The organism is Ferdinandcohnia salidurans, from assembly GCF_042680725.1.
Lineage (GTDB): Bacteria > Bacillota > Bacilli > Bacillales > Bacillaceae_L > Ferdinandcohnia > Ferdinandcohnia salidurans.
In genome coordinates this window covers 56,619-78,484 of sequence record NZ_JBHUEK010000029.1, presented here as the reverse complement: position 1 = coordinate 78,484, position 21,866 = coordinate 56,619, and the positions used below count along the sequence as shown (strand labels likewise).

Sequence of the window (21,866 nt, the reverse complement as noted above, 5' to 3'; positions counted from 1 at the left end):
TCTCCCATCCCCTTTATGAAATTGAATATTAAGATAATTTTACCTATATTCACTACACGAAGTGGGATTTCGGGAGTAAAGAACATAAAAATTCGATAAAAAAGAAGAACAAACCCCCAAAGCAGAAGATTTGTTCTTTTTCTAGAAAATTAGAAGCCTAGCAGTTTCCGAAAATAACTTGAATAATTTTGACTAACAGGGACCCGGGCACCGTTTTTCATTTCTAAAACAAATGTGGAATGAGTATCAGGATGGATTTCTTTGATTTGATTTACATTCACGATAAATGAACGGTGGCAGCGAATAAAAGAGTCCTTTGGCAACGTGTATTCAAATTCCTGAAGCGAATATTTATGTGTCCCCGAAAAACCTTTTGTGTACACATGCGTTTTTTTATCCTTTGCCTCAAGGTATAGCACATCTGAGAACGGGATGGGAATCCAGCCATCTGGAGACTTTACGGTTACCACCGATTTGCCATCTGTTAATGCTGGGTAGATTGCCGTTACGCAACCTTCCAACTGATCCCCATGAAAAAAAGGTACGGCCATGCCATGATAAGGAATGCCAAATACGTCACGATTAATAAATTCAGAAGCCTTTTGTCTTGACGTAATGGCTTTATACGCAATGGTCCCCTCTTTTACTTCATCACCTGGTTTAATTTTCAAATCAATTCGTTTACTTGGTCGATAATAAAGGTATTCTTTTGTATTTGAGACAGCAATTGATATCTCGTCGGAGAACAATTCCCCAATCACATCTAAGAGTGAGCCAATTGTTATATCCTTCACACGTCAACATCCTTTGTTGTAGAAATCTAGTAACCTCTTCTATTTTACAAGTAATTCATAGATAAAACATCATCCTTCATAAAAAATCATCATGTGCGTTTAAAATGGCTTTTACATGTGTATGCAGTATAATGTTGGTAATCACATTTTAGGAGGAATACATATGTATCATACACTTGAAGAATTTTTACAAGATTGGAATTATGAAGGTAGTGCCACTCAAAAAATCCTTGATGCTTTAACAGATGAGTCATTATCACAGTCTGTTGCCGCTGGTCACCGTACCTTAGGTGAACTTGCATGGCATGTTGTGACTTCCGTGCATCAAATTATTTCACAAACTGGACTCCAGTTCGAAGGTGCGGCTGGTGAAGCAGTTCCAGCATCGGCAAAGGAAATGGCCGATAGCTACCGTACAACAAGTGAAAACTTAGTTTCTGCGATTAAAGAACAATGGAACGATGCAACATTGAAGGAAATGAAAGAAATGTTTGGCCAACCAATGCCTGTTGCCGTGATACTTGGAATGACGAATACCCACCAAATCCATCACCGCGGACAAATGACAATCCTAATGCGTCAAGCTGGATTAAAAGTCCCTGGCGTTTACGGTCCATCAAAGGAAGAGTGGGGCGCATAATCTAAAATTTTGGCCACTAGGGTACCCTAGTGGCTTTTAGTATTGGTCTGGCTTTGGGTGATCCGGGTCCAGTTTCAGGATGCTTTTAGCCTCATAGAGTGGTACCACTTTCCATTAACTGGGAAGTTGATGATACTCTAAACCCTTTTGGAGACTACTAGATTCCAGCTATTAGGATGTTGATAGCACTCTAAGCCTTTCAGAGTAATATCACTTTCCAGTTTTCAGGATGCTGATAGTACTCTAAACCTTTTGGAGTGACATCACCTTCCAGTTCCTAGGATTTTGATAGCACTTCAACCCTTTCAGAGTGACATTATCTTCCATTTTCTAGGATACTGATAGTACTCTTGCCTCTTTGGAAGACACCGCTTCTCCCATATACCCTCTCACAAGCATAAAAACTCATTCTAGTTGACATAATCTTTTTCAATCAAACGTTTGTTTAGCGGTCTATCCCTTGGGGCACAAGGGATTCCATTTTCAATCAAGCGTTTGTTTGAATTTTTGCTTACAGAACTTCCAGAAACTACAAATCTCACCTTCAAACGCTCGTTTAACTTACATCCCTTGGTACACATGGGTTCCCAGCTTCAATCAAATGTTTGTTTGAATTGCCACTTTTGTCATGCAGCTACTTTTTCCCTTCTCGTAAACATCCATTTTAAAAAGCTCGGTACGATTAAAATAATGAACAATAGTCGAATCAGCTGTAGTGAACTTACTACTGCTGGATCTGCTCCGATTGCAGTCGCGGTTAACACCATTTCAACCAAACCACCCGGTGAAAAGCTTAGTAAGGCAGTTGGTACATCTAAATCTGAAAATATGGCAAATAGATAGCCAAAGCCAAATGAGAATGCGAGTAATAACAACGTGAGAATAAAGTAAACTCCACAATACTTTCCACCAATCTTTAAATCTCTTAGATTGATATTATTCCCCATTCTCATCCCAACCGTGATTTGGGCAAGAATTAGTAACCATGGTTGAATAGGTGGTAACCCTACTCCCACTACACCGAGTAAAACCGTAACTGCAAGTGGACCAATCACATACGCCGCCGGGAGCTTATTACGAAGAAGCCACCCTGCTAAGAAAGCTATACTGAACCATAAATATGCATAAGCAGGGGCACTGCTGAGATTTTTTGTGACCTCAAATGGATTTCCAACACTTGCTATGAACCAATGGGTCACAATAAACGGAACCATGAACACAACCGTTAACAAACGAACCGTTTGAAAAATCGTTACCATTGCAGAATTTGCTTTTAACGAATGGCTTGCAGCAACCATTTCAGATAATCCACCGGGAATCGAGCCGAACACACTTGTCATCGGATCAATTTTAATAAATCGGGTTACAAATATACTGTTTACTACACTGACCGTCAAAAGCAAAATTGTCATGATTAAAAATGGGATGATATACGGATAGACCGTAATAAAGGTTTCTTTTGTAAACGACAATCCGAAGTAGATTCCTAGTGTTGCAAGTCCAACATTGTATAAGCGTGCTGATACAACCATTGTTCGATGTGTAATGGCTTTGTATAATATCATGAATGTCATCGGTCCAAGTATCCACGGAATTGGAAAGTGTAAGAAATAGAACACCATTCCTCCCATACCCGCTACAAGATAGGACTCTATTAAACCTTTCTGCTGTGAAAATTTCATATATATTCGACCTTTCTCCTTTTTCATTCTTCTATTATAATATGCAGGAAAAATCCCCTCTTTGCAGAATATACTTTGTAAAAAGGAGGGAGCAGCTTGGAAAACTTTCATTTTTCACATACTATTCGTGTGAGGTATTCTGAAATCGATGGTCAAAAAATCGTTTTTAACGCGCATTATCTTACATATATAGATATCGGCTTCACTGAATACATGCGTGAAATTCTTGGGCCTGATTGGCTTACTAATCAACACTCTTCCCAATTTGAGCCAGTTCTTGTTAAAAGTACCGTTGAGTACAAAAAACCTGCATTACTAGATGATTTCATTACTATTTATGTTCGGGTAAAAAAATTGGGTACTTCCAGCCTCACCCTTGAGAGTATCATAACACGAGATGACGAAATCTTAGTTGAAGCCGAAACCATCCAAGTAAATTACAACAATGTTACAAAAACATCTACACCTATACCTGATGACATTAAACATAGAATACAAGAATTTGAAGCTTTATAGACCTAAAATGAAGGCGCTAATAGACACCTTGTTTTTCAATCAAATGTTTGTTTAGCGCCCTTTCACTCTTTTTCCAAGGGTTTTCACATTCAATAAAACGATTGTTTGAAAAAGCAACGAAATACTCCAATCACGTTACCGACTTCCTTCAATCTCCTCATAGGCACTAGGCCCTTTCAAATCCTACTTTAGTAGGAATAATATTCCGTTAATATTACAAATATATTTCGACATTGACATATTTGCTCTTTTGCGAAACCTTGATTCTAGTAGGTTTTGAAAGATTACAATATTAACAATATGTAACAATTTCGCGACAAATGGAGAATTTTATAGAAACTTATGATAATATGGTAGAGTAAAAGAATCGGATATAGACTAAGTAGATTAGTAAGAAAGTAGGAATTTTCTTGAAAAAGACACTCGTAACCTTAAGTGCCACTTTAATGATAAGTGCCTTTTCTCCATATGTAATATCAACTAGTGCAGAAACGTCGATTAGTTCACTTCAAACTGAGCTTTCTGATACACAAAAAGCATTAGCAGATTTAAATGCTCAAATTGCAAAAGTTGACCAAGCGATTGAAGATAACCGTACAATGATCGCTGAAACAGAAGCGGATATTAAGAAAACAGAAGAACAAGTAAAAACTCTAGAAGTAGAGATTGAACAACTTGAAAAAGAAATTGAAGCTCGTAATGAAATTTTAAAAGAACGTGCCCGCATGATGCAACAGTCTGGTGGAACGATTAGTTACCTAGATGTTATTTTTGGTGCACAAAGCTTTTCTGATTTTATTAACCGTGTGAGTGCAGTCTCTACTATTATGCAAGCTGACCAAGAAATAATTGATGAACAAGCGAAAGCAATTAATCTGGTAGAAGAAAAGCAAGCTAAGATTCAGGAGACACTCACTGCATTAACAAACAAAAAAGAAGAATTGGTAGCCATGCAAGGTCAAATTGAAGACCAAAAAGCTCAAAATGATGCATTAAAGGCTGCATTACAATCAAAAGAACAAAAAACTTTAGCGGACATTGAAGACCTTCGTGCTAGTATGATTACTGCAACACCTGCAGTTAGCACTACGACTTCATCTAGTTCTGCTCCAACAACATCCAATGCTACTGTGGCTGCTTCTGTCCCAACCTCTACACCAAAGGTTTCGGGTTCAATCAACACAGTAATCAAAGCTGGATATAAGTACATTGGAAACTCTGTATATGTATTTGGTGGAGGAAGAAACTCTTATGATGTTGCACACGGTCGCTTTGACTGCTCTGGTTTCGTACACTGGGCATTTGCACAGGCTGGCATAAGTGTTGGTGCTAGCACAGATGCACTGAAAAACCAAGGAACTCGAGTTTCTGTTAGTGACATGAAACCTGGAGATTTAGTATTCTTTAATACTTATAAAACGGATGGCCATGTTGGAATTTACATAGGCGGCGGTAAGTTCATCGGTTCTCAAAGCTCAACTGGTGTTGGCATTGCTGATATGACAAGTGGTTACTGGAAAAATACATTTAATGGTCGTGTAAATCGTATTTTTTAATTAAACAAGCCTAACTTAAGCATCTTCAACTTTGAAGATGCTTTTTTTATGGAAAAATTGGGAAGTTATCGGTCCCTTACAAAAAAAGTTTTTTGACTCTCCTTCCGATTACTTTCAAATTGTTTTCATTTAATTTATGATAGGAAAGTAAGCTATCATACTGGAGTGACATACGTTGGATACAAAAAAAGCATTACCTATATTATTTGCAGTTATGTTTTTGGTTTATGTTGGGTTCGGGATCATTATTCCTGTCATCCCCTTTTATGCAGAAGATCTTGGTGCTTCCCCTACTGAATTAGGGCTACTCATGGCTGTTTATTCATTAATGCAATTCTTGTTCGCACCGATGTGGGGAAGAATTTCCGATCGGATTGGACGTAAGCCTGTTATTATGATTGGTATCTTTGGACTTGCGGTTTCATTCTTTCTCATGGCGTTATCGACAGAATTATGGATGTTGTTTGCAGCCAGAATCATTGGTGGCTTTCTTTCAGCCGCAAATATGCCCACCGTAATGGCTTATGCTGCCGATATTACCTCTGAGGAAGACCGTGGTAAAGGAATGGGGGTCATCGGTGCATCGATTGGTCTAGGGTTTATCTTTGGACCAGCAATTGGTGGTATTTTCTCAAAAACGGACTTACAAATGCCATTTTACATTGCAGGTACCTTGTCTCTACTTACTTTTTTCCTTGTCATGATTGTCCTTAAAGAATCTCTATCGAAAGAGCAAAGACATCCGAAAGACCGAAAAAGACCGGGTCTGTTAAAAGCACTTAACGGTCCTGAAAGCGTTCTGTTTTTCCTTTCTCTTTTTATCACATTATCCCTATCAGGGCTTGAAGCTACGTTTGCTTATTTTGCTGCGGAAAAAGCTGGATTGGGGACGACTGAGCTCGGTTATATTTTTATGATTATGGGACTCGCTGGAGCGATTGTACAAGGTGGACTAGTGGGAAGGCTAACAAAACGGTTTGGTGAAGGCTTTGTCATCCAAATTGGGATTTTCGTGTCAGCCGTTGGTTTTTTCCTTATTTTATTTACAAAGGATTTCGTTACAGCTGCGATTTATTTAACCATTTTTGGAGTAGGAAATGGCATCATTCGTCCTGCAGTTTCGGCATTACTAACGAAGCGATCTAAGACGGGTCATGGAAGTGTCACAGGGTTATTGTCCTCATTCGATTCACTCGGACGAATTCTTGGACCTATTTTAGGTGGACTGCTCTATACAATTTCAATGGGATTACCTTACATATCAGGTATATTCCTATCCGCTGTCGCATTCATATTGTTTAGAATGTATACAGCAAAAACGAAAAAAATGCATACGGCAGCAACTAACGAAGGGTAGCAATCATGCTACCCTTTGTTTTTACTTTACCATTAAATTGGAAAGAACCAATAGAACCGTCCCTCTGGTCCCTAAATTCTATTCAGTGCCTCGCCAAGAAATTTTGCAAGCTCAAGCATTCCGTATTTTTCCGCTTTCGCTTCTGCATCGGAGTTGTAGTTGGTGTTTGTATTAACATCATAGGTGAAGACTTCACCATCTGCATTTTTCACAAACTCAATACCTGCTACATCAATACTTACATCTTTTAGAAATGCTTCGTAACGTGCAATCTGTTCTGGATCTACATCATTGATAATTTCAAACTTGGGACGTACTTCTACCTCTTCCCCAACTGGGCAAAACAGATCACCAATTTGACATGCATCTGCTGGGCACAGCTCAAATCCTTCTGACGTATCAACTCGAACAGAATATACATACTTACCACCAACAAATTCAGCTCTTGTAATATAGGATTCTGGTGATTGGATATACTCTTGAATGAGCGTAATCCCGTCGACTGGCTCTTCAAATGCAGGGCTATTTACATAAGCCTTCAAGGACTCTACCGTTTGGAATAATTGTACGCCAAGTCCTTTACCTGCTCGATTATGTTTTGTAATAAAAGGTACTGTTCCTAGCTTTTCAGCTGCTTCAATAATTTGCTCACGGCCCACTGCCCCAATAGTTTTCGGAGTGCGCACCCCATTTTTTTCAAGCGCTGTGTATTGCTTGATTTTACTTAACTCTAGACGAAGGGCATTACTACCATTAAAAACGGTGCGATTATGGAATTCGAGCCAATCTAAAATCCCGCCTGTTAATTCAGGAGCAAATCGATGATCCCTTGTATGCGAAGAAGCACTCATACGGTTATAAAAAACACCCTCTGGTGGTTCTGCAGTTAAATCAATGACCCCTTTATCAAGATGCCACGCCTCATATGGTAAATTAAACTCATCCAATCGTTTTGTTAAATGTGAAGTCCAATCATCATTTTCATGGATAATATATATTTTTTTAGACATATAGAACTTCTCCCTTCGTATTACCTATTGGTCCTATTGATCACTTAGTCTCTGAATCAAATTAGCTAATAAGTTTGTTCTTCGAGACATCATGGTTTAGTGCTGTTAACTACTACTCTTTTAAGTTTTTATTTTATTTATCTTATAAGAGAGATTTATCGAAAAATTAATTCCTACTAAATATATACGATTTAACTATTTTATTGAGTCCATGTCAAGTAAAAGGATTACATTTATAAGAAGCATCATTTACCAATTTTTCAGAGCAAAAAAAATGCACACGTTATGGACACGTGTGCATTTACATATCTAAAACAATCCCTTATCGGTTATCTACTTTCTCAGGATAGAGGTCGTGGTTCATCAAGCGAAACTGTGCCATTTCTTCATATTTCGTACCCGGTTTACCATAATTACACCAAGGATCGATTGAAATGCCTCCGCGTGGCGTAAACTTGCCCCATACCTCGATATAACGTGGATCCAATAGTTTAATAAGGTCATTCATAATGATGTTCACGCAATCCTCGTGAAAATCACCATGGTTTCGGAAACTAAATAAATACAATTTTAAAGATTTACTTTCTACGATTTTCTTATCTGGAACATACGAAATGTACATCGTTGCAAAATCCGGCTGATGTGTCAGTGGGCAAAGACTCGTAAACTCCGGGCAATTAAACTTCACAAAATAATCTCGGTCTGGATGTAAATTATCAACAGACTCTAAAACCTCTGGTGCATACTCAAAACTATATTTTGTATTTTGATTTCCAAGTAAAGTTAAATCATTTAATCCTTCTTCATGACTTCTTCCTGACATGAAAAAAACCTCCCTTTTCTACTATTCTTTTCAAACTAAATTGGACAAACATATAAAAAGCCACGTCCAATATGGACATGGCATCATAGTCATGTATCCATAGTTTTTTATAGAGGGTTATAAGCTATGAACCTCTCTCGATTAAACCAAGTATCTTCCCATATAATATAAGACCCCACCAAAAACGTCAAGCATGGTGGGTCACAGGGACAGGTCCTTTGTCCCACCAATTTTTGGTAGGGCACAAGACCTGCGTCCCTATTTTGCTTTTCTTGCAGCCTGCTGAATGGGATCCCAAACGCCATTGTAAGGTGGGGCATATGCTAAATCCAAATCCAATAATTCGTCTATAGACATGTTGTGAAATAGGGCCGTGGATAGGACGTCAATCCGTTTGTCTACGCCACTTTCGCCAATGATTTGTCCACCAAGTAGCTTACGGGTGACTTTATGGTAGATTAATTTCACGGTCATCTTCTTTGCATCTGGATAATAGCCCGCAATGTCTCGCGCACGGATTGTGACAGAAGCAGTTGGTATATTCAACCTTTCCGCTTCTTTTTCTGAGAGCCCAGTTCGACCAAGTGATAAGTCAAAAAACTTGATAATCGATGTCCCGACTACACCTTTAAAGGTTTTATGTAAATTGACCATATTCAAGCCAGCGATCTGCCCCTGTTTGTTGGCATGAGTCCCAAGAGGAATATAATCATCCCGCTCCTTGATTCGGTGATACTGTGTTGCGCAGTCACCCGCTGCAAAAATATCCTCCACATTTGTTTGCATAGACGAATTTACTTGGATCGCTCCCTTTATTCCTGTTACAATTCCCGTACCATTAATAAACGCTGTATTTGGCTTCACTCCCACGGCAATTAAAACCAAATCCGATTTAATTTCACCTTTCTCCGTTTTTACTGATTCAACAAAATTATTTCCAATAAAACCTTCTACTGATTCCCCAAGTCTTAGTGTTAGATGATGCTTCTTCGCCTCATCGTGAATGAGGTCAGCAAGATCTCGATCGAAAATTCCAGCAAGCTGATCGTTTCTCTCAATGATGGTGACTTTTTTTCCTATTTCCGCAAAGCTCTCTGCCATTTCAAGACCTATATAACCACCACCGATGATTGTTACGTCTTTAACATCACGGAAGCCCTTGTACACATAATCTAAAATTTCTTCAGTATCCGGTATTGTTTTTAGTGTGAAGACGCCCTGAAGTGAACTCCCTTCCCAATTTGGGACAACTGGACTGGCACCCGTCGCAATTAACAAACGGTCATATGCTTGTTCAAAGTTTTCTCCCGTGGAAAGATTAATCCCTCTTACAACCTTTTGTTTCGCATCAATGCTCTTTACCTCATGAAAGACCCTTGCATCAATATCATACTTTTCTTTGAATTCTTGTTGTGTTCTTGCAATCACCTTGTCTGTGGAATCAATTTTCCCTCCTATTACATAAGGCAACCCACATTGACCATATGAATAGATGCCACCTTTCTCGAACACGGTAATCGAATTTCCTGAGCTATTCCGTACAATTTGCATAGCAGCACTCATACCCGCTGCATCGCCGCCTATAATAATACATTTCATCAAAATCCCTCCATTCTAGTATTTTCCTTCTCACAGCCATTTTTATGTAGAGCAACGCCCCTGTTCCTTGGGACAAGGGGACAGGTACAGTGTCCCAGACCAACATTTACACTATCAATATGTTACAATTATACCTGTAACAACGCTTTCAACAAGGAGGAATGGAATTGAATAAAACAAAGCTAATTGTCCAAGAATCATTAGATGCATTAATGAAGGATGACACGTTTATTCCAGAGTTAGCTGGGGAAACCCGTGAGCAAGCTTTTACCTCACTAGCCTCAATACTATCAACCCCGAATCATGTTCATAAGTCTTTTTTAAGAATCCCATTAGAAAATGGTCAAGTGGTTCGAATTCCCGCCTATCGCGTCCAGCATAATAATGCTTTAGGGCCTTATAAAGGTGGAATCCGTTTTCACGAAACAGTCAATGAAGATGAAGTAATTAACCTTGCATCTCTGATGACATTAAAGAATGCCCTTCATGACGTTCCTTTTGGTGGAGGAAAAGGCGGACTCGTTATCAATCCTAGAACACTTTCTGAAAAAGAACTACATTTAATTTGTAAAAAATATGTACGTTATTTTTCAGATAGTCTCGGTCCTGATAAAGATATCCCAGCACCAGACGTTGGTTCAGGCGAGCGCGAGATGGACTGGATGATGGCAGAATATAAAAGCATCCGACCTGGCACACCCTATCGAGGGAGTTTTACCGGCAAAAGCGTGGTCAATGGTGGTTCATTAGGTCGCCGTGAAGCTACTGGGAAAGGTGTCTATTTTACGTTCCGTTATCTGTTTCATGATTTTCTTCAAAATCAAAAGAGCCTACTTACGAAAACGGATAATGTGTTTGCAAAGACCGTGTCCAAATTTGAAAATCAGGCAATGAAGCTCGCAGTTCAAGGCTTCGGTAACGTTGGTTCTGTAGCTGCTCTAGAGGCTTATCAATGTTCCAATTTGCAAAATAAAGTTGTAGCTGTTAGTGACCGGAATGTTACTTTATTTAATGAGGACGGTTTAAACGTCCCATCCCTTGTGAAATTCACGAAGAGCAACAAAGGGGATCTTCCTATTTCTGATGAGGAGCTAGCCGCAGCTGGCGTTAAGGCTGAAATCCTTGACCGAGAGGCCATCCTTTATCTAGATGTAGACACCCTCATTCTCGCTGCCTTAGAGGATCAAATCCATAAGGATAATATGGAGAAAATTAAAGCACCCATTATTGTCGAGGGTGCGAATGCCCCTATAACAAAGGACGCGGACGACTTCTTAAGTAAAAAAGGTGCCCTGATTGTACCGGACATTCTCGCAAACGCAGGCGGTGTTATCGTTTCTTACTTAGAGTGGCTGCAGGGTCGTGAAACTCAGTTTTATTCCGAGGAAGAAGTGTTTAGTCAGCTATTGCAAAAAATGAAAGCAACATTGGATGCAATCTTACCGACATTCTTCGGAGACTCCTTCACACTGCGCCAAAACTGTTATATTCATGCCGTCACAAGACTATCAACAGTCCTATATCGACAAGGAAAATTATACTGACAATAAGTAAAGCGGAAGCCCGTGGGCTCCCGCTTTAATTTGTGGGACAGAGGGACAGGTACACTGTCCCTGTAAAAATATGGTGGGACGCGGGACCTGTCCCTGTGTCCCTAAAATGCTCCGGAACCGCCTCCGCCGCCACCGGTTCCTCCTCCACCTGTGCTGCTCGAACTACTGCTTCCACTTCCAATGGATTCATTGGCAGATTCAAAGTGGGCTGATGCGTTTGGTCCAACATAGCCAAATGACGCTACCGAATAAGGATAAAAACCAGCGCTATTATTGTAATAAGGCTTAGTAATTGCGGATATCAGATCCTCGTTCTGCTTTTTCATTTCCTTGTCTCCCATACCAAGTCCGTAAATATAGGCACGCATCTGGTCATCCTCGGACCATTTTTTCCATTCATCCGCTGACAATGTTTTATAACTCATTTTAAACAGGAACCATTCATGGTAAATTCGCAAACCTTCTTGGTTTTTCGGTCGATAGGCAATCAAGTAGATGATGATTCCTCCAAACAAAATCAAATCCAAAACAAACCAAGAAAATAACTCATACATTGGGAACAAGATTAAAAACGGGACCAGTATAATGCTTAAGAGCCCAAGAAACAATTTGAACTTTGATTTGTCCTCATAGAGATGGCGCTCCTTTACTTCGTTACGAACAGCCTCGCCCCATTTCATTTGGAAGCTAGAGTAACTATCGGAGTTCTTCTTGTTTTTTGCATAGTCTTCTAGGTCTGTAAAACTAAACTCCCCATTTCGGCCTATTTTTTCAAATAACCACTCAATTAATAGGCTCTCATGCGGCAGTGCCCCTGCCTGATTCATTAGCTGAAACTTTTCATCATTCACCTGTCTAACCATCTTCTTTCTCACCAAATCCAATAACCCAGCTGCCATCGACTGCCCTTGTGGTAGATAATTGTAGTTAGTAAAACGGATAGTTGCAGGCAAGCTAAGATCCTGTTTGGGGAGTGCACCCGGATTTGTCATTTCTCTTTTTAATACAGCTAACTTCGCTCGACCTTCCATCCGATTTCGTATCATTATGAGAATAAACACTAATGCTAAAAGCGGTACTAACACAATCGCTACCTTAGAAAGAGTGTCTTGTGTCTCAGTCCATTCCTGCGCTTTCGCAAGCAGTTCATTTTTTGCATTCATAATTTCTGCTTTCATCGGTTTATCAGAGGTCACATAGCTTGCTCCAGAAAAAAGACTAACATCATAAGCAATCCGAATATCTCCATTTGATTCACTTGGAACTTCTCCGAACTGATAGACAACAGAGCCGTCCGATTTCACAGTTTCCTTTTGAAATGCCTCATCATACCCGAATGCAATCACATCACTCGTGGATTGAGGCGGATGAACTGTGATGACGAGATTTTCATAGGTCGCCTCATTCCGATTATCAAAAAATGGCCAATAAAATTGAGCTACATCCTGATAAATTTCCAAACCCTTTTCAATCGTATAGGAAAGTGTGACTGTAATTGTCTCGTCCTCACCCTTACGATGAATTTTATAAAGATCATCTTCCTTTTCTACTCGTAACTCCGCTCCATTTTCAGTAGCGGAAAAGTCCTTAATCGTACTTCCTTCCTTCGGGATGACAGTCCGTGTTATCCCGTTAAACTCACCTTCAAATTCGTATGTATGAGTTTCCGTTACGTAAACAGTACCGTCATCCTGCAAATGCGCATCCATTTTCACATCATTGATCCAAAAATCGACCGCAAACCCTTGCATGGGAAAAAGTAAAAGAAATATTAGTAATAAAATGATGCCACCCATTTTCGCGCGCATATCCGTCCCCTCCTTCATACTTATTCATACGTATAAACACCCAAGATGGTTTCAAACTAACGTGGTATACTATTATCAAATACGCCTTGGCGTATTTGCCGCCCGATTTTTTTAGGCCCACACGAGGTGGGTCACAAAGACGTTGCCACAGGAAGTGGCGTTTTTAGTCTTTGATCTTATGCTCGAAAAATTACCTTTGAAAAATCGTGGCATCCGCCGGAGGCTTTAACTTTATTCATTCTAAGTTTGAACCTCCACAATGAATTAATTCTGTAACTGTATTAAATGAGCGATGAACGCTGAATAAAGTTAAAAAGGAGAAAATAAATGCCTGATATAAAAATTGTCTTTCTTGACATAGACGGAACGATTTTACGACCGGACGATACCATTGAAGAATCCACCAAAAAGGCGGTAGCCCACCTTCAGCAAAGTGGAATTGAAGTATTTCTCGCAACGGGTAGACCGCTTCATGAAATAACGGATATTGGAGACGAACTGTCAATTTCATCCTATATCGCATATAATGGTGCTTTTGCCATTCATCGGGGCGTAACACTGTTTAATGAGCCACTTCCGGCTAGCTTAGTTGACAACCTTTTACATACGACCAAGGAAAACAATTACGATATTGTTCTATATTCTCAAAACAAAAATATCTTCACTAGCATGGAATCTAAAATTGTAAAAGAGTTCATCAAAACCTTCCATCTACGGAAAAATGCGATTTACGATGAAACGAAAAAAGAGGAAATTTTAGGTTCCACGATTATTACGACTGAGGAACATTCAGAAAAAAGGTTCGAACATTTCGATGGGATTCATCTCTCCTCCGTTAATGTGGATGGTATGAGAACATGTCACGATGTCATTCGTGATAAGGTAAACAAAGGGGTTGCCGTAAAAGCTGTGTTAGCTTCCCTTCACATATCAACTGAACAAGCGGCTGCTTTTGGAGATGGCATGAATGACAAAGAAATGCTATCAGCAGTCGGCTCTGGATTTGCCATGGGAAATGCCAATCCCGATTTATTTTCTTATGCAAAAAATAAAACAACGGATGTCGAGCACTCCGGTGTATACAACGGATTAAAACAGCTGGGGCTGGTTGAATAAATGAAAAGACTAGGATAAATAGGTCCTAGTCTTTTTTGTATGATAATTAAACTTTAAAACAAAACGTTTGCTTTTATACAAACAGTTAGATAAAATGTTTGACTTTTAACTAAAGACACTATAGAATTTTGATTAAAAGATAAACATTTCATAAAAGTGTTTGTTCTCAATCAAACTTTGAACGGATGTGTTTAAGCAATGGATATGTCGGAAAATTTTTGGAATGCCTCAGTAGATGAACTTAAAAAGGGGTATATCCAAGAGTCAGATTCATATGTCTGCCTTTTATGCGGCGAGAAAATAGAAAAAGGGGTCATTTATCCTCATGAAAAAGTTCTTTATGAAGCAGAAAGATATATACGTATTCATATCGAAGCTACCCATCAATCTGTATTTGATTACTTAATCGAGCTTGATAAAAAACTAACTGGGCTTACGGATCATCAAAATCAGCTACTTCGTCTTTTCTACCAAGGAAAAAGCGATAAAGAAGTTCAAGCAGACATGGGGATTGGCAGTACCTCTACAATTAGACATCATCGTTTTGCATTAAAAGAAAAAGAACGCCAAGCTAAGACCTTCTTAGCCATCATGGAGTTGCTAAAAGAAAAAGATCAATACGCACCAGCCTTTGTTACCCCTCATAAAACAGCGACAATGGTTGATGATCGATATGCTGTTACAGAGCAGGAGCAACAAGAAATCATTGATAAGTTTTTACCAGAAGGGATCAATGGTCGATTACTAAAATTCCCACCAAAAGAAAAACAAAGACTGATTGTTTTGCGTGAAATAACAAAACGTTTTGAGAGTAACATCACATACACCGAAAGAGAAATCAACCAGATATTAAAAGGACTGTTTGAAGACTTTGTATTGATTCGAAGATATTTAATCAGTTATGGATTTTTAGAACGAAAGAAAGATGGCAGTCAATATTGGCTAAAACAATAAAGAGAAAGTGAGTGTCCACTATGGATCGAAAAAAAGAACTGAAACAACAATATAAAGAAATGCCAATTGAAGCTGGTGTATATCAAATAAAAAATAACCAAAATGGGAAGCTTTTCATTGGAAGCACGAGGAATTTTAAAACACTAAACGGGTTAAAATTCAGTTTAGAAGCAGGCACAGCCTCACCTACGAACAAAGCACTCCAAGAAGATTGGAATCATTACGGGGCAATTGCATTCAATTTTGAGATACTAGAAACACTCAAAAAGAAAAACGATCCCTACTACAATGAAAAAGAAGCATTACAAGAACTCGAAAACAAATGGTTAGAACACCTCCAACCCTACGAAGACCGTGGATACAACAAGAAAAAATAATGGGACACAGGGACAGGTCCTATGCCCCTGTTAAAATATGGAAGTTTGTGTATTCCTCCGTCCAACTCTTGTTGGCACATAAAAAGAGCTTGAATTACCAAGCTCTTTTTTCATTTAGTTATGGTATGTGATGAGATAATCTCCCCATCATCAATGGCATCAAATACTTCAAAGAAGCGATAAGTAGGCTTTTCATTGGTATATTGCTGTAACGCTTCTTCTAATTTTGGAGAGATTACCTTATGTGCAGACTCGGCATCTTGTTTGGTATCCCAATAGTTTACTGCTCGATACTCACCAGAAGAATCATCAAAAAAATAGACATTCCCTCTAAATCCCATTAGCCCTCTACTAACTCGATCAAACTCTTTTGTTAGCTTCTCTGCGGTTAACCTCTGCCCATTTCCTAGTTTATATTGAACCAACCGTGCATAAAACATCTGTAACCCTCCTGCTGCTCATTTATTAGTATGAATTTTTGGGCCTTCATAACAGATTATGTTAGATTGGTTAGATTGGTTCCGATTAATGTGCTTTGGTATTGTACAAGATTCTAATAAAGCTCTCGTGTGGGAAATGGATTGGGACGTGGGGGCAAATTGAGCATGGTGATGAGGATTTCTCTGAGTCTACCGCCATGATTTCCTCTTCATTACCCCGATTAAGAGGATATATCGCGATATACCGACGCGTTTTCCTCTTCATACCCTCGATGAAGAGGATTTCTCGGGGTCTACCAGCTCGTTTTCCTCTTCACAACCCCGATGAAGAGGATTTCTCTGGATCTTCCGACTCGTTTTCCTCTTCATAATCTTGATGAAGAGGATTTCTCTGGATCTACCAGCTCGTTTTCCCCTTCATACCCTCGATGAAGGGGATTTCTCTGCATCCTTCGACTTGATTTCCTCTTCATAACCTAAATGAAGAGGATTCCGACGGATCTGCCGGCTCGGTTTCCTCTTCATTACCTCGATCAAGAGGATTTCTCTGGTTCCACCGACTCGTTTTCCTCCTCATACCCTCAATGAAGAGGATTCCTCTGAATCTACCGCCAGGTTTTCCCCTTCATACCCTCAATGAAGAGGAGCCCCCTTTATCTGTACCTACCCAAACAATCTCATTATCCCTGTAAAAATATGGTGGGACGAGGGACCTGTCCCTCCGACCCACTTATTTGTTTTGGACTGCTTCTTTTTCTGCTGTTTCCTCATGTTGCCAGCCTTTGCATACGTCGACCCATTGTTTTGCTTCGGAGTATTGGAATAGTTCATCACAGGTTAGTTCGATAGCAGAATTGATGCTGCCGCATGCTGGAAATACGGTGGTGAAACGCTTTAGGGACTCGTCCAAGTAAACGTCTAGATTGTTCGCCAGGCCAAACGGGCACACCCCTCCGATGACATGTCCAGTTTGTTCGACTACTTCTTCTGCTGACAACATTCTTGCCTTAAACCCAAAGGTATTACGAAATTTTTTATTATCAATTTTTGCATCCCCTGCTGCTACAACTAAAATCGCAGCATCCTCTTTTCCTCGAAAGGAAAGGGTCTTTGCAATCCGTTCAGGAGCAACGCCGATTGTATCAGCAGCCTGATCAACGGTTGCACTCAATGAATCAAACTCCAACACATCTTTTTCACGGTTCCATTTTTTTAAATGCTCTTTTACACTCTCAAGTGACATATTATTCATCCTTTCTTCGAAGTATATTCTATTAATTTAGCATACAATTTTAAAAAATCACAAAATATGCTCACACGCCTCCAAGGAACTTAAGCTAGTATAAACGTTATACTTATTGACAAAAACTTGAAAATTAATACTTTATTTACAAAATATTAACGATGTTACATTAAATTATTAATAGGAGATTGATAATCTTATTATGGGTAATTAGTATTATTTCTCTATTCCTATAGGAATGTAAATGTAGTAGCTGCATCTAGAAAAATAATAGTATGGGAGATGACAGTTAAATGGACATTGTGATAGGAGAAATAGCAAAAGATAGTTTCATAGTGTCTCCTTCAACAAAATGTGAAGATGTGTATACGATATTTGAAAAAGAGTCTAGCATAGAGGGAATTGTAGTATGCATGAATCATAAACCAGTTGGGTTGGTCATGAAGACACACTTTTTTCAAAGGCTTTCCACCAAATATGGATTCGATCTCTTTATGAAAAGAACGATTGATCTCGTTATGGACAACGAAATCTTAATTGTCGATTATAGCCTACCACTAACAGAAGTGAGTTCTCTTGCAATGAATCGGAAGTTAGAGCATATATACGATATTGTGATTGTAACAAAGGAAAATGCCTTCTTTGGAATCGTTAGTATTCGAGAACTTATTATGAAACTCGCTGAAATTCAGATAAGAAATGCACGCTACTCGAACCCATTAACAGGATTACCCGGAAACAATGTAATAAAAGAAACCCTGCAAGAGGTCCTAACATTTAATAGGTTCAGTGTATTGTATATTGATATTGATTCATTTAAAGCATTTAACGATACATACGGGTTTTCGAAGGGTGATGAACTCATTAAAGAAACTGCATTGATTCTTTCTGAAGTCATCACGACCACCGAAAATGAGCCTTCTTTTATTGGGCATATTGGTGGTGACGATTTTATAGCAACGATTCCACATCACCACTATGGAGCCATATGTGACAGTATCATTGAGCGATTTACCGATTCCTTGCAGATCTTCTACTCGAAGGAGGACTTTGAAAAAGGATATGTGACGGGTATAAGTAGACAAGGGGTTTTCGAAAAACTACCTTTGGCTAGCATCTCTATTGCAATCATTCAAAATAAAAAGAGACCCATTACATCTCTTGAACAATTAAGCAAGGAATCAGCAAAAGTAAAAAGCTACTGTAAATCAATCAGAAACAGTATTTACCTTACACTGGAAGACTATGAAGAGAACATAAAAAAGAAGACTCTTGTGTAAACAAGGGCCTTCTGATTGGTTCAACTAACAATCAGTGAGGGATGGAAATCCCCCACTGGTTGAAGTTTCACTTTACAGGGTTAACGCTAGTTGCTGATGCATATTTACTTTAGGCACTCTTCCTTGCTGGAGCTCTGGCATCGGTTTGCCAAGTGCGTATCCCTGCCCCATATGTACACCAATACCTTGCAAATATTTAAGTTCATCCTCTGTTTCAATGCCCTCGGCGATAATTTTCGTCCCTACCTGCATCGCATATTTTACTAACAGCTTCACTAAGTGCTGATTTTCGCGGTAACAGTGAATATTTCGGATAAGGGATTTATCCAGCTTAATGAATTCAGGCTTAAGGTACACGAGAGTTTGTAAGCTATTATATCCAGTCCCCGCATCATCGACCGCAATTCGAAAGCCTTGTTTCCGGTAATGTTCGATTAATTCTTCAAATTGATTATAGTTTATAACGGATTGTTTTTCCGTTAACTCTAACACGATTTGGCTCGGGGATAAATTATGTTTTTCTAGTAATTCCTTTGTGATCCCGCTTCGCCAACAGGGGTCTGCCAATACTTGCGTTTGTATGTTAAGAAACACAATCGGAGTCGTATAGCTATTTTGGTTTTTAACCTGCTCAGCAAACCGTTCAATCGAAAGATTTCGTAAGAATTGTTCCACCATAAAGACATAGGAGCTTTCCCCAACATAGTCATAAAAGGTTTCTGTTGTCGGAAAATGTACGGTTCTTTCAGGTCTATTTAATATTTCAAAGCCTATAGTAGTTCCTTCACCTAGTGAAAGTATTGGTTGAAATACTGTTTTTACTTTTGATTTATCCATGAGTTTCTTAAGTTCTTCGTCTCGTTTGTATTCTTGGTATAATGTGCCCTTTTTCTTATGTAAAAAAGCTAGAAAATGCATTAGATTACGTAAATGATTTGTCTTCATGGGCCCCTACCTTTTGTACAAAATTAACATGATGTCTATATCTCTATCTATATTATAAAGTGAGAGCTTTCTTTGAAACGATAAGATTTTGTAAAGTTTCTGTAAATAAAAGTAGGCTTGGAATTCTCTCCAAGCCTACTCGCTTAATATTCGGTTGTGATAATTGGCGTTCCAATCGTTACGTCGATTTCATTTTTATCTGCATTTATTCGTAAACCTAGTTGAAGATTAATTTTTTCCTCTTTCGCTGTTTTCAATTCAGATTCGAAAACTTTTGAATAAGCTGAAACCGACACAAACTTCTTTTCTTGTAGCCGCTCTACCATTGTTGCATTCACGTCTCCAACCATCTTTGCGGCAACCTCATCTAATTGGTTAACGTTGGATTTCATTACTCCGGAAACTGTATAAAAAGTATTACTTTCCACAAAAGTTTCACTTACCCACTCAACATGGTCTGCAGTAAGCTGATTCCCTTTTGCTTCATTCGTGATCGCGATTTCGTACTTATCACCCGATTTATAGGCTTTTAGCTTAATTGACTCCGTAATTCCGTTATCATTTTCTTTTAATCCTTGCCAAACATAATGGCTGTTTTCTTCTTTAAGAATGCTTTTCCAACTATATGAATCATGATTACTCATGAATGTTTCAATCTGTTGTATCATTTCATGTACATTATTTGCTTGTCCAACCTTACCTCGAGATAAGGCCATCCAAGATGAAATTTCAACTTCATTTTTATCAGCCATTTCTTTAATATCCACTAGATCATTTCTTTGAATGATTTCTTCCTGATTGTTATAAAATCCTGTTAAAATTCCGAACGATAGGATTAATGCAATTGTCATTTTCATTTGTCCCTCACCTCTTTAACAAGGATAGCCAGGGTTTTTAGGTTCTATACCTGAAAATCTAGTAATCTTAAAAATCGATAAATTTCTTTTAGCTGTTTTACTTTTTATATTTTTAGTACAATACTAAAGATGAGCCTAAGGAGGTGTGATCTTTGAAATCAATAAATGTTTCATTTCATAAAGAAGATGCAGTTGAAGCAATGAAGGTCGGTATACTTGAAGAAGATGATTTTAATCGAGTGACTGAAGGTGGTACGCGACACTTATTTGAACTTGATACAAATATTGGATTTTTTGTCTTTTTCGATGGCGCGGATGCCGAGGGAAATATCCATTATCTTGCCCTTCAATATGAAGAAAATAGTGAAGAACCTACATACTGTTTCTCATTTGAGCTAAAGGATTTTTATGAATTTATGGCATTGTACCTTAATGACCTTGAGTTCTCAGATGAAGAATCAGAGGACGAAGAGCAGGAGTATGGAGCAATCCATCATCTCGCTCACCTGCTATACCATATCGTTGAAGATGCAAAACAAGCATAAGAGGAAGGCCACATCAATGTGGTCTTTTTCCTTTTCAAAAAGCCAAAAATATGAAAAAATAGATATATAGAAAATAATGTAAAAATCAAGGTCGGTGATTATTTGTTTGTAGATATCTTTTTTTCGATTGTTTTCATACTTGGTGTGTATTATTTGATTCAATACAGAATCAGTATTAAAAAGGCAGTCGATCTTTCAAAAGAAGCCCTTTTCCCGCAAACGGAAGAGGAGTTCCGTGGCCTCCTCATCCCAAATGAGTATAAGGAAATGGAGCCACTTTCTAAATCAACGAGATCTTATAAAATTGTCAAATGGGGAACGGCGGCTGTAATCGTAGTTCTCATAGGACTATTACTTGTCTTTCTTACAACAGATTATTTAGGGTCTTCCTTTTTTTCTATGGCCTATTTCTTTTTTGCACTCATTAGTGCAGTTCGCCACCGTGGAAACCTCTTTTTATTACCAAAAGGTATTATCCTTCAGGGCCGATATTTTTCCTATAGCCGAGTCAAGGAATATGAAGTCGAACGAATTGTCCGCTGGCATGATTTGTATGGCATTGATGACCGTATAAATTTCGGATATAAGTTAACGATTAAGGTCAAAAGTATATTCCCATTCTTCAATTTCGTTGTTGTTGAAAATGAAGAACATCTTGATAAGATCATCGAATTGCTGGAGACAAACGGCATTCCTGGAAAAAGGATTGCAGACCCAACGCAACAATCAGCTCCAACCATTTCATCCAAATCATAAATCACCAGGTCTTCT

The 21,866-nt window shown here is 38.7% G+C and carries 21 protein-coding genes and 1 riboswitch; of the genes, 11 read left to right on the top strand and 10 right to left on the bottom strand.

What is annotated here, in order from left to right; translation table 11 throughout:
* Positions 1-149: 149 nt before the first annotated feature.
* Positions 150-794, bottom strand: coding sequence for a LytTR family DNA-binding domain-containing protein (locus ACFSFW_RS19800; protein ID WP_388040731.1), 645 nt, complete (start codon positions 792-794; stop codon positions 150-152).
* Positions 795-957: 163 nt separating this feature from the next.
* On the opposite strand from ACFSFW_RS19800, the gene ACFSFW_RS19795 reads away from it, so the two are divergent.
* A complete protein-coding gene (locus tag ACFSFW_RS19795; RefSeq protein ID WP_388040729.1) occupies positions 958-1,434 on the top strand; it encodes a DinB family protein in 477 nt (158 codons plus the stop codon).
* A 626-nt stretch (positions 1,435-2,060) separates the two neighbouring features.
* Here ACFSFW_RS19795 and ACFSFW_RS19790 read toward each other — a convergent pair.
* Positions 2,061-3,116, bottom strand: a complete 1,056-nt coding sequence (locus tag ACFSFW_RS19790; protein ID WP_388040727.1) for an AbrB family transcriptional regulator — start codon at positions 3,114-3,116, stop codon at positions 2,061-2,063.
* 96 nt (positions 3,117-3,212) lie between these two features.
* Here ACFSFW_RS19790 and ACFSFW_RS19785 point away from each other — a divergent pair, with 96 nt between their 5' ends.
* From ACFSFW_RS19785 to ACFSFW_RS19775, 3 genes are all read left to right on the top strand, one after another.
* Complete coding sequence (locus ACFSFW_RS19785) at positions 3,213-3,632, top strand: acyl-CoA thioesterase (RefSeq protein ID WP_388040725.1); 420 nt, start codon at positions 3,213-3,215, stop codon at positions 3,630-3,632.
* A gap of 410 nt (positions 3,633-4,042) precedes the next feature.
* On the top strand, positions 4,043-5,188 hold the full coding sequence (locus ACFSFW_RS19780; RefSeq protein WP_388040723.1) for a coiled-coil domain-containing protein: 1,146 nt from the start codon (positions 4,043-4,045) through the stop codon (positions 5,186-5,188).
* 175 nt (positions 5,189-5,363) lie between these two features.
* The gene (locus tag ACFSFW_RS19775) at positions 5,364-6,545 is read left to right on the top strand and encodes an MFS transporter (protein ID WP_388040721.1); all 1,182 of its coding nucleotides are present in this window, start codon (positions 5,364-5,366) and stop codon (positions 6,543-6,545) included.
* Between the two features lie 71 nt (positions 6,546-6,616).
* Here ACFSFW_RS19775 and ACFSFW_RS19770 read toward each other — a convergent pair whose 3' ends face one another.
* The 3 genes from ACFSFW_RS19770 to ACFSFW_RS19760 form a co-directional block, all read right to left on the bottom strand.
* Positions 6,617-7,555, bottom strand: a complete 939-nt coding sequence (locus ACFSFW_RS19770) for an ATP-grasp domain-containing protein (protein ID WP_388040720.1) — start codon at positions 7,553-7,555, stop codon at positions 6,617-6,619.
* A gap of 322 nt (positions 7,556-7,877) precedes the next feature.
* Complete coding sequence (gene queF / locus ACFSFW_RS19765) at positions 7,878-8,378, bottom strand: preQ(1) synthase (RefSeq protein ID WP_099361019.1); 501 nt, start codon at positions 8,376-8,378, stop codon at positions 7,878-7,880.
* Between the two features lie 93 nt (positions 8,379-8,471).
* Positions 8,472-8,519, bottom strand: a riboswitch (PreQ1 riboswitch).
* A gap of 117 nt (positions 8,520-8,636) precedes the next feature.
* Positions 8,637-9,977 (bottom strand): FAD-dependent oxidoreductase, encoded by a 1,341-nt coding sequence (locus ACFSFW_RS19760; RefSeq protein ID WP_388040717.1) that lies wholly within the window; start codon positions 9,975-9,977, stop codon positions 8,637-8,639.
* A 167-nt stretch (positions 9,978-10,144) separates the two neighbouring features.
* On the opposite strand from ACFSFW_RS19760, the gene ACFSFW_RS19755 reads away from it, so the two are divergent.
* Positions 10,145-11,521, top strand: coding sequence for a Glu/Leu/Phe/Val family dehydrogenase (locus tag ACFSFW_RS19755; RefSeq protein WP_388040715.1), 1,377 nt, complete (start codon positions 10,145-10,147; stop codon positions 11,519-11,521).
* Between the two features lie 110 nt (positions 11,522-11,631).
* Here ACFSFW_RS19755 and ACFSFW_RS19750 read toward each other — a convergent pair whose 3' ends face one another.
* The gene (locus ACFSFW_RS19750; protein ID WP_388040713.1) at positions 11,632-13,338 is read right to left on the bottom strand and encodes a DUF2207 domain-containing protein; all 1,707 of its coding nucleotides are present in this window, start codon (positions 13,336-13,338) and stop codon (positions 11,632-11,634) included.
* A gap of 327 nt (positions 13,339-13,665) precedes the next feature.
* On the opposite strand from ACFSFW_RS19750, the gene ACFSFW_RS19745 reads away from it, so the two are divergent.
* From ACFSFW_RS19745 to ACFSFW_RS19735, 3 genes are all read left to right on the top strand, one after another.
* Entirely contained in the window at positions 13,666-14,454 is a 789-nt protein-coding gene (locus tag ACFSFW_RS19745) for a Cof-type HAD-IIB family hydrolase (RefSeq protein ID WP_388040711.1), read from the top strand.
* Between the two features lie 198 nt (positions 14,455-14,652).
* Positions 14,653-15,408, top strand: a complete 756-nt coding sequence (locus ACFSFW_RS19740; protein WP_388040709.1) for a DUF2087 domain-containing protein — start codon at positions 14,653-14,655, stop codon at positions 15,406-15,408.
* A gap of 20 nt (positions 15,409-15,428) precedes the next feature.
* Complete coding sequence (locus ACFSFW_RS19735) at positions 15,429-15,785, top strand: GIY-YIG nuclease family protein (RefSeq protein ID WP_388040708.1); 357 nt, start codon at positions 15,429-15,431, stop codon at positions 15,783-15,785.
* 110 nt (positions 15,786-15,895) lie between these two features.
* Here ACFSFW_RS19735 and ACFSFW_RS19730 read toward each other — a convergent pair whose 3' ends face one another.
* Positions 15,896-16,225, bottom strand: coding sequence for a hypothetical protein (locus tag ACFSFW_RS19730; RefSeq protein WP_388040707.1), 330 nt, complete (start codon positions 16,223-16,225; stop codon positions 15,896-15,898).
* Between the two features lie 730 nt (positions 16,226-16,955).
* Positions 16,956-17,468 (bottom strand): YbaK/EbsC family protein, encoded by a 513-nt coding sequence (locus ACFSFW_RS19725; RefSeq protein WP_388040706.1) that lies wholly within the window; start codon positions 17,466-17,468, stop codon positions 16,956-16,958.
* Between the two features lie 293 nt (positions 17,469-17,761).
* On the opposite strand from ACFSFW_RS19725, the gene ACFSFW_RS19720 reads away from it, so the two are divergent.
* The gene (locus ACFSFW_RS19720; RefSeq protein ID WP_388040704.1) at positions 17,762-18,748 is read left to right on the top strand and encodes a GGDEF domain-containing protein; all 987 of its coding nucleotides are present in this window, start codon (positions 17,762-17,764) and stop codon (positions 18,746-18,748) included.
* 72 nt (positions 18,749-18,820) lie between these two features.
* On the opposite strand, the gene ACFSFW_RS19715 is transcribed toward ACFSFW_RS19720, so the two are convergent.
* The gene (locus ACFSFW_RS19715) at positions 18,821-19,693 is read right to left on the bottom strand and encodes an EAL domain-containing protein (RefSeq protein WP_388040702.1); all 873 of its coding nucleotides are present in this window, start codon (positions 19,691-19,693) and stop codon (positions 18,821-18,823) included.
* 143 nt (positions 19,694-19,836) lie between these two features.
* A complete protein-coding gene (locus ACFSFW_RS19710; protein WP_388040701.1) occupies positions 19,837-20,550 on the bottom strand; it encodes a YwmB family TATA-box binding protein in 714 nt (237 codons plus the stop codon).
* A 200-nt stretch (positions 20,551-20,750) separates the two neighbouring features.
* Between ACFSFW_RS19710 and ACFSFW_RS19705 the strand changes: the two genes are divergently transcribed.
* Both ACFSFW_RS19705 and ACFSFW_RS19700 read left to right on the top strand, forming a co-directional pair.
* The gene (locus ACFSFW_RS19705) at positions 20,751-21,095 is read left to right on the top strand and encodes a cytosolic protein (protein WP_388040874.1); all 345 of its coding nucleotides are present in this window, start codon (positions 20,751-20,753) and stop codon (positions 21,093-21,095) included.
* Between the two features lie 144 nt (positions 21,096-21,239).
* On the top strand, positions 21,240-21,851 hold the full coding sequence (locus ACFSFW_RS19700; protein WP_388040871.1) for a hypothetical protein: 612 nt from the start codon (positions 21,240-21,242) through the stop codon (positions 21,849-21,851).
* Positions 21,852-21,866 lie beyond the last annotated feature (15 nt).

What these genes read in the sequence shown, in the direction of transcription:
- ACFSFW_RS19770 (WP_388040720.1), bottom strand. Translation starts at nt 7,555, where the DNA reads ATGTCTAAAAAAATATATATTATCCATGAAAATGATGATTGGACTTCA.
- ACFSFW_RS19705 (WP_388040874.1), top strand. Translation starts at nt 20,751, where the DNA reads ATGAAGGTCGGTATACTTGAAGAAGATGATTTTAATCGAGTGACTGAA.
- ACFSFW_RS19735 (WP_388040708.1), top strand. Translation starts at nt 15,429, where the DNA reads ATGGATCGAAAAAAAGAACTGAAACAACAATATAAAGAAATGCCAATT.
- ACFSFW_RS19725 (WP_388040706.1), bottom strand. Translation starts at nt 17,468, where the DNA reads ATGTCACTTGAGAGTGTAAAAGAGCATTTAAAAAAATGGAACCGTGAA.
- ACFSFW_RS19760 (WP_388040717.1), bottom strand. Translation starts at nt 9,977, where the DNA reads ATGAAATGTATTATTATAGGCGGCGATGCAGCGGGTATGAGTGCTGCT.
- ACFSFW_RS19730 (WP_388040707.1), bottom strand. Translation starts at nt 16,225, where the DNA reads ATGTTTTATGCACGGTTGGTTCAATATAAACTAGGAAATGGGCAGAGG.
- ACFSFW_RS19750 (WP_388040713.1), bottom strand. Translation starts at nt 13,338, where the DNA reads ATGCGCGCGAAAATGGGTGGCATCATTTTATTACTAATATTTCTTTTA.
- queF (WP_099361019.1), bottom strand. Translation starts at nt 8,378, where the DNA reads ATGTCAGGAAGAAGTCATGAAGAAGGATTAAATGATTTAACTTTACTT.
- ACFSFW_RS19710 (WP_388040701.1), bottom strand. Translation starts at nt 20,550, where the DNA reads ATGAAAATGACAATTGCATTAATCCTATCGTTCGGAATTTTAACAGGA.
- ACFSFW_RS19795 (WP_388040729.1), top strand. Translation starts at nt 958, where the DNA reads ATGTATCATACACTTGAAGAATTTTTACAAGATTGGAATTATGAAGGT.
- ACFSFW_RS19740 (WP_388040709.1), top strand. Translation starts at nt 14,653, where the DNA reads ATGGATATGTCGGAAAATTTTTGGAATGCCTCAGTAGATGAACTTAAA.
- ACFSFW_RS19745 (WP_388040711.1), top strand. Translation starts at nt 13,666, where the DNA reads ATGCCTGATATAAAAATTGTCTTTCTTGACATAGACGGAACGATTTTA.
- ACFSFW_RS19720 (WP_388040704.1), top strand. Translation starts at nt 17,762, where the DNA reads ATGGACATTGTGATAGGAGAAATAGCAAAAGATAGTTTCATAGTGTCT.
- ACFSFW_RS19790 (WP_388040727.1), bottom strand. Translation starts at nt 3,116, where the DNA reads ATGAAATTTTCACAGCAGAAAGGTTTAATAGAGTCCTATCTTGTAGCG.
- ACFSFW_RS19715 (WP_388040702.1), bottom strand. Translation starts at nt 19,693, where the DNA reads ATGAAGACAAATCATTTACGTAATCTAATGCATTTTCTAGCTTTTTTA.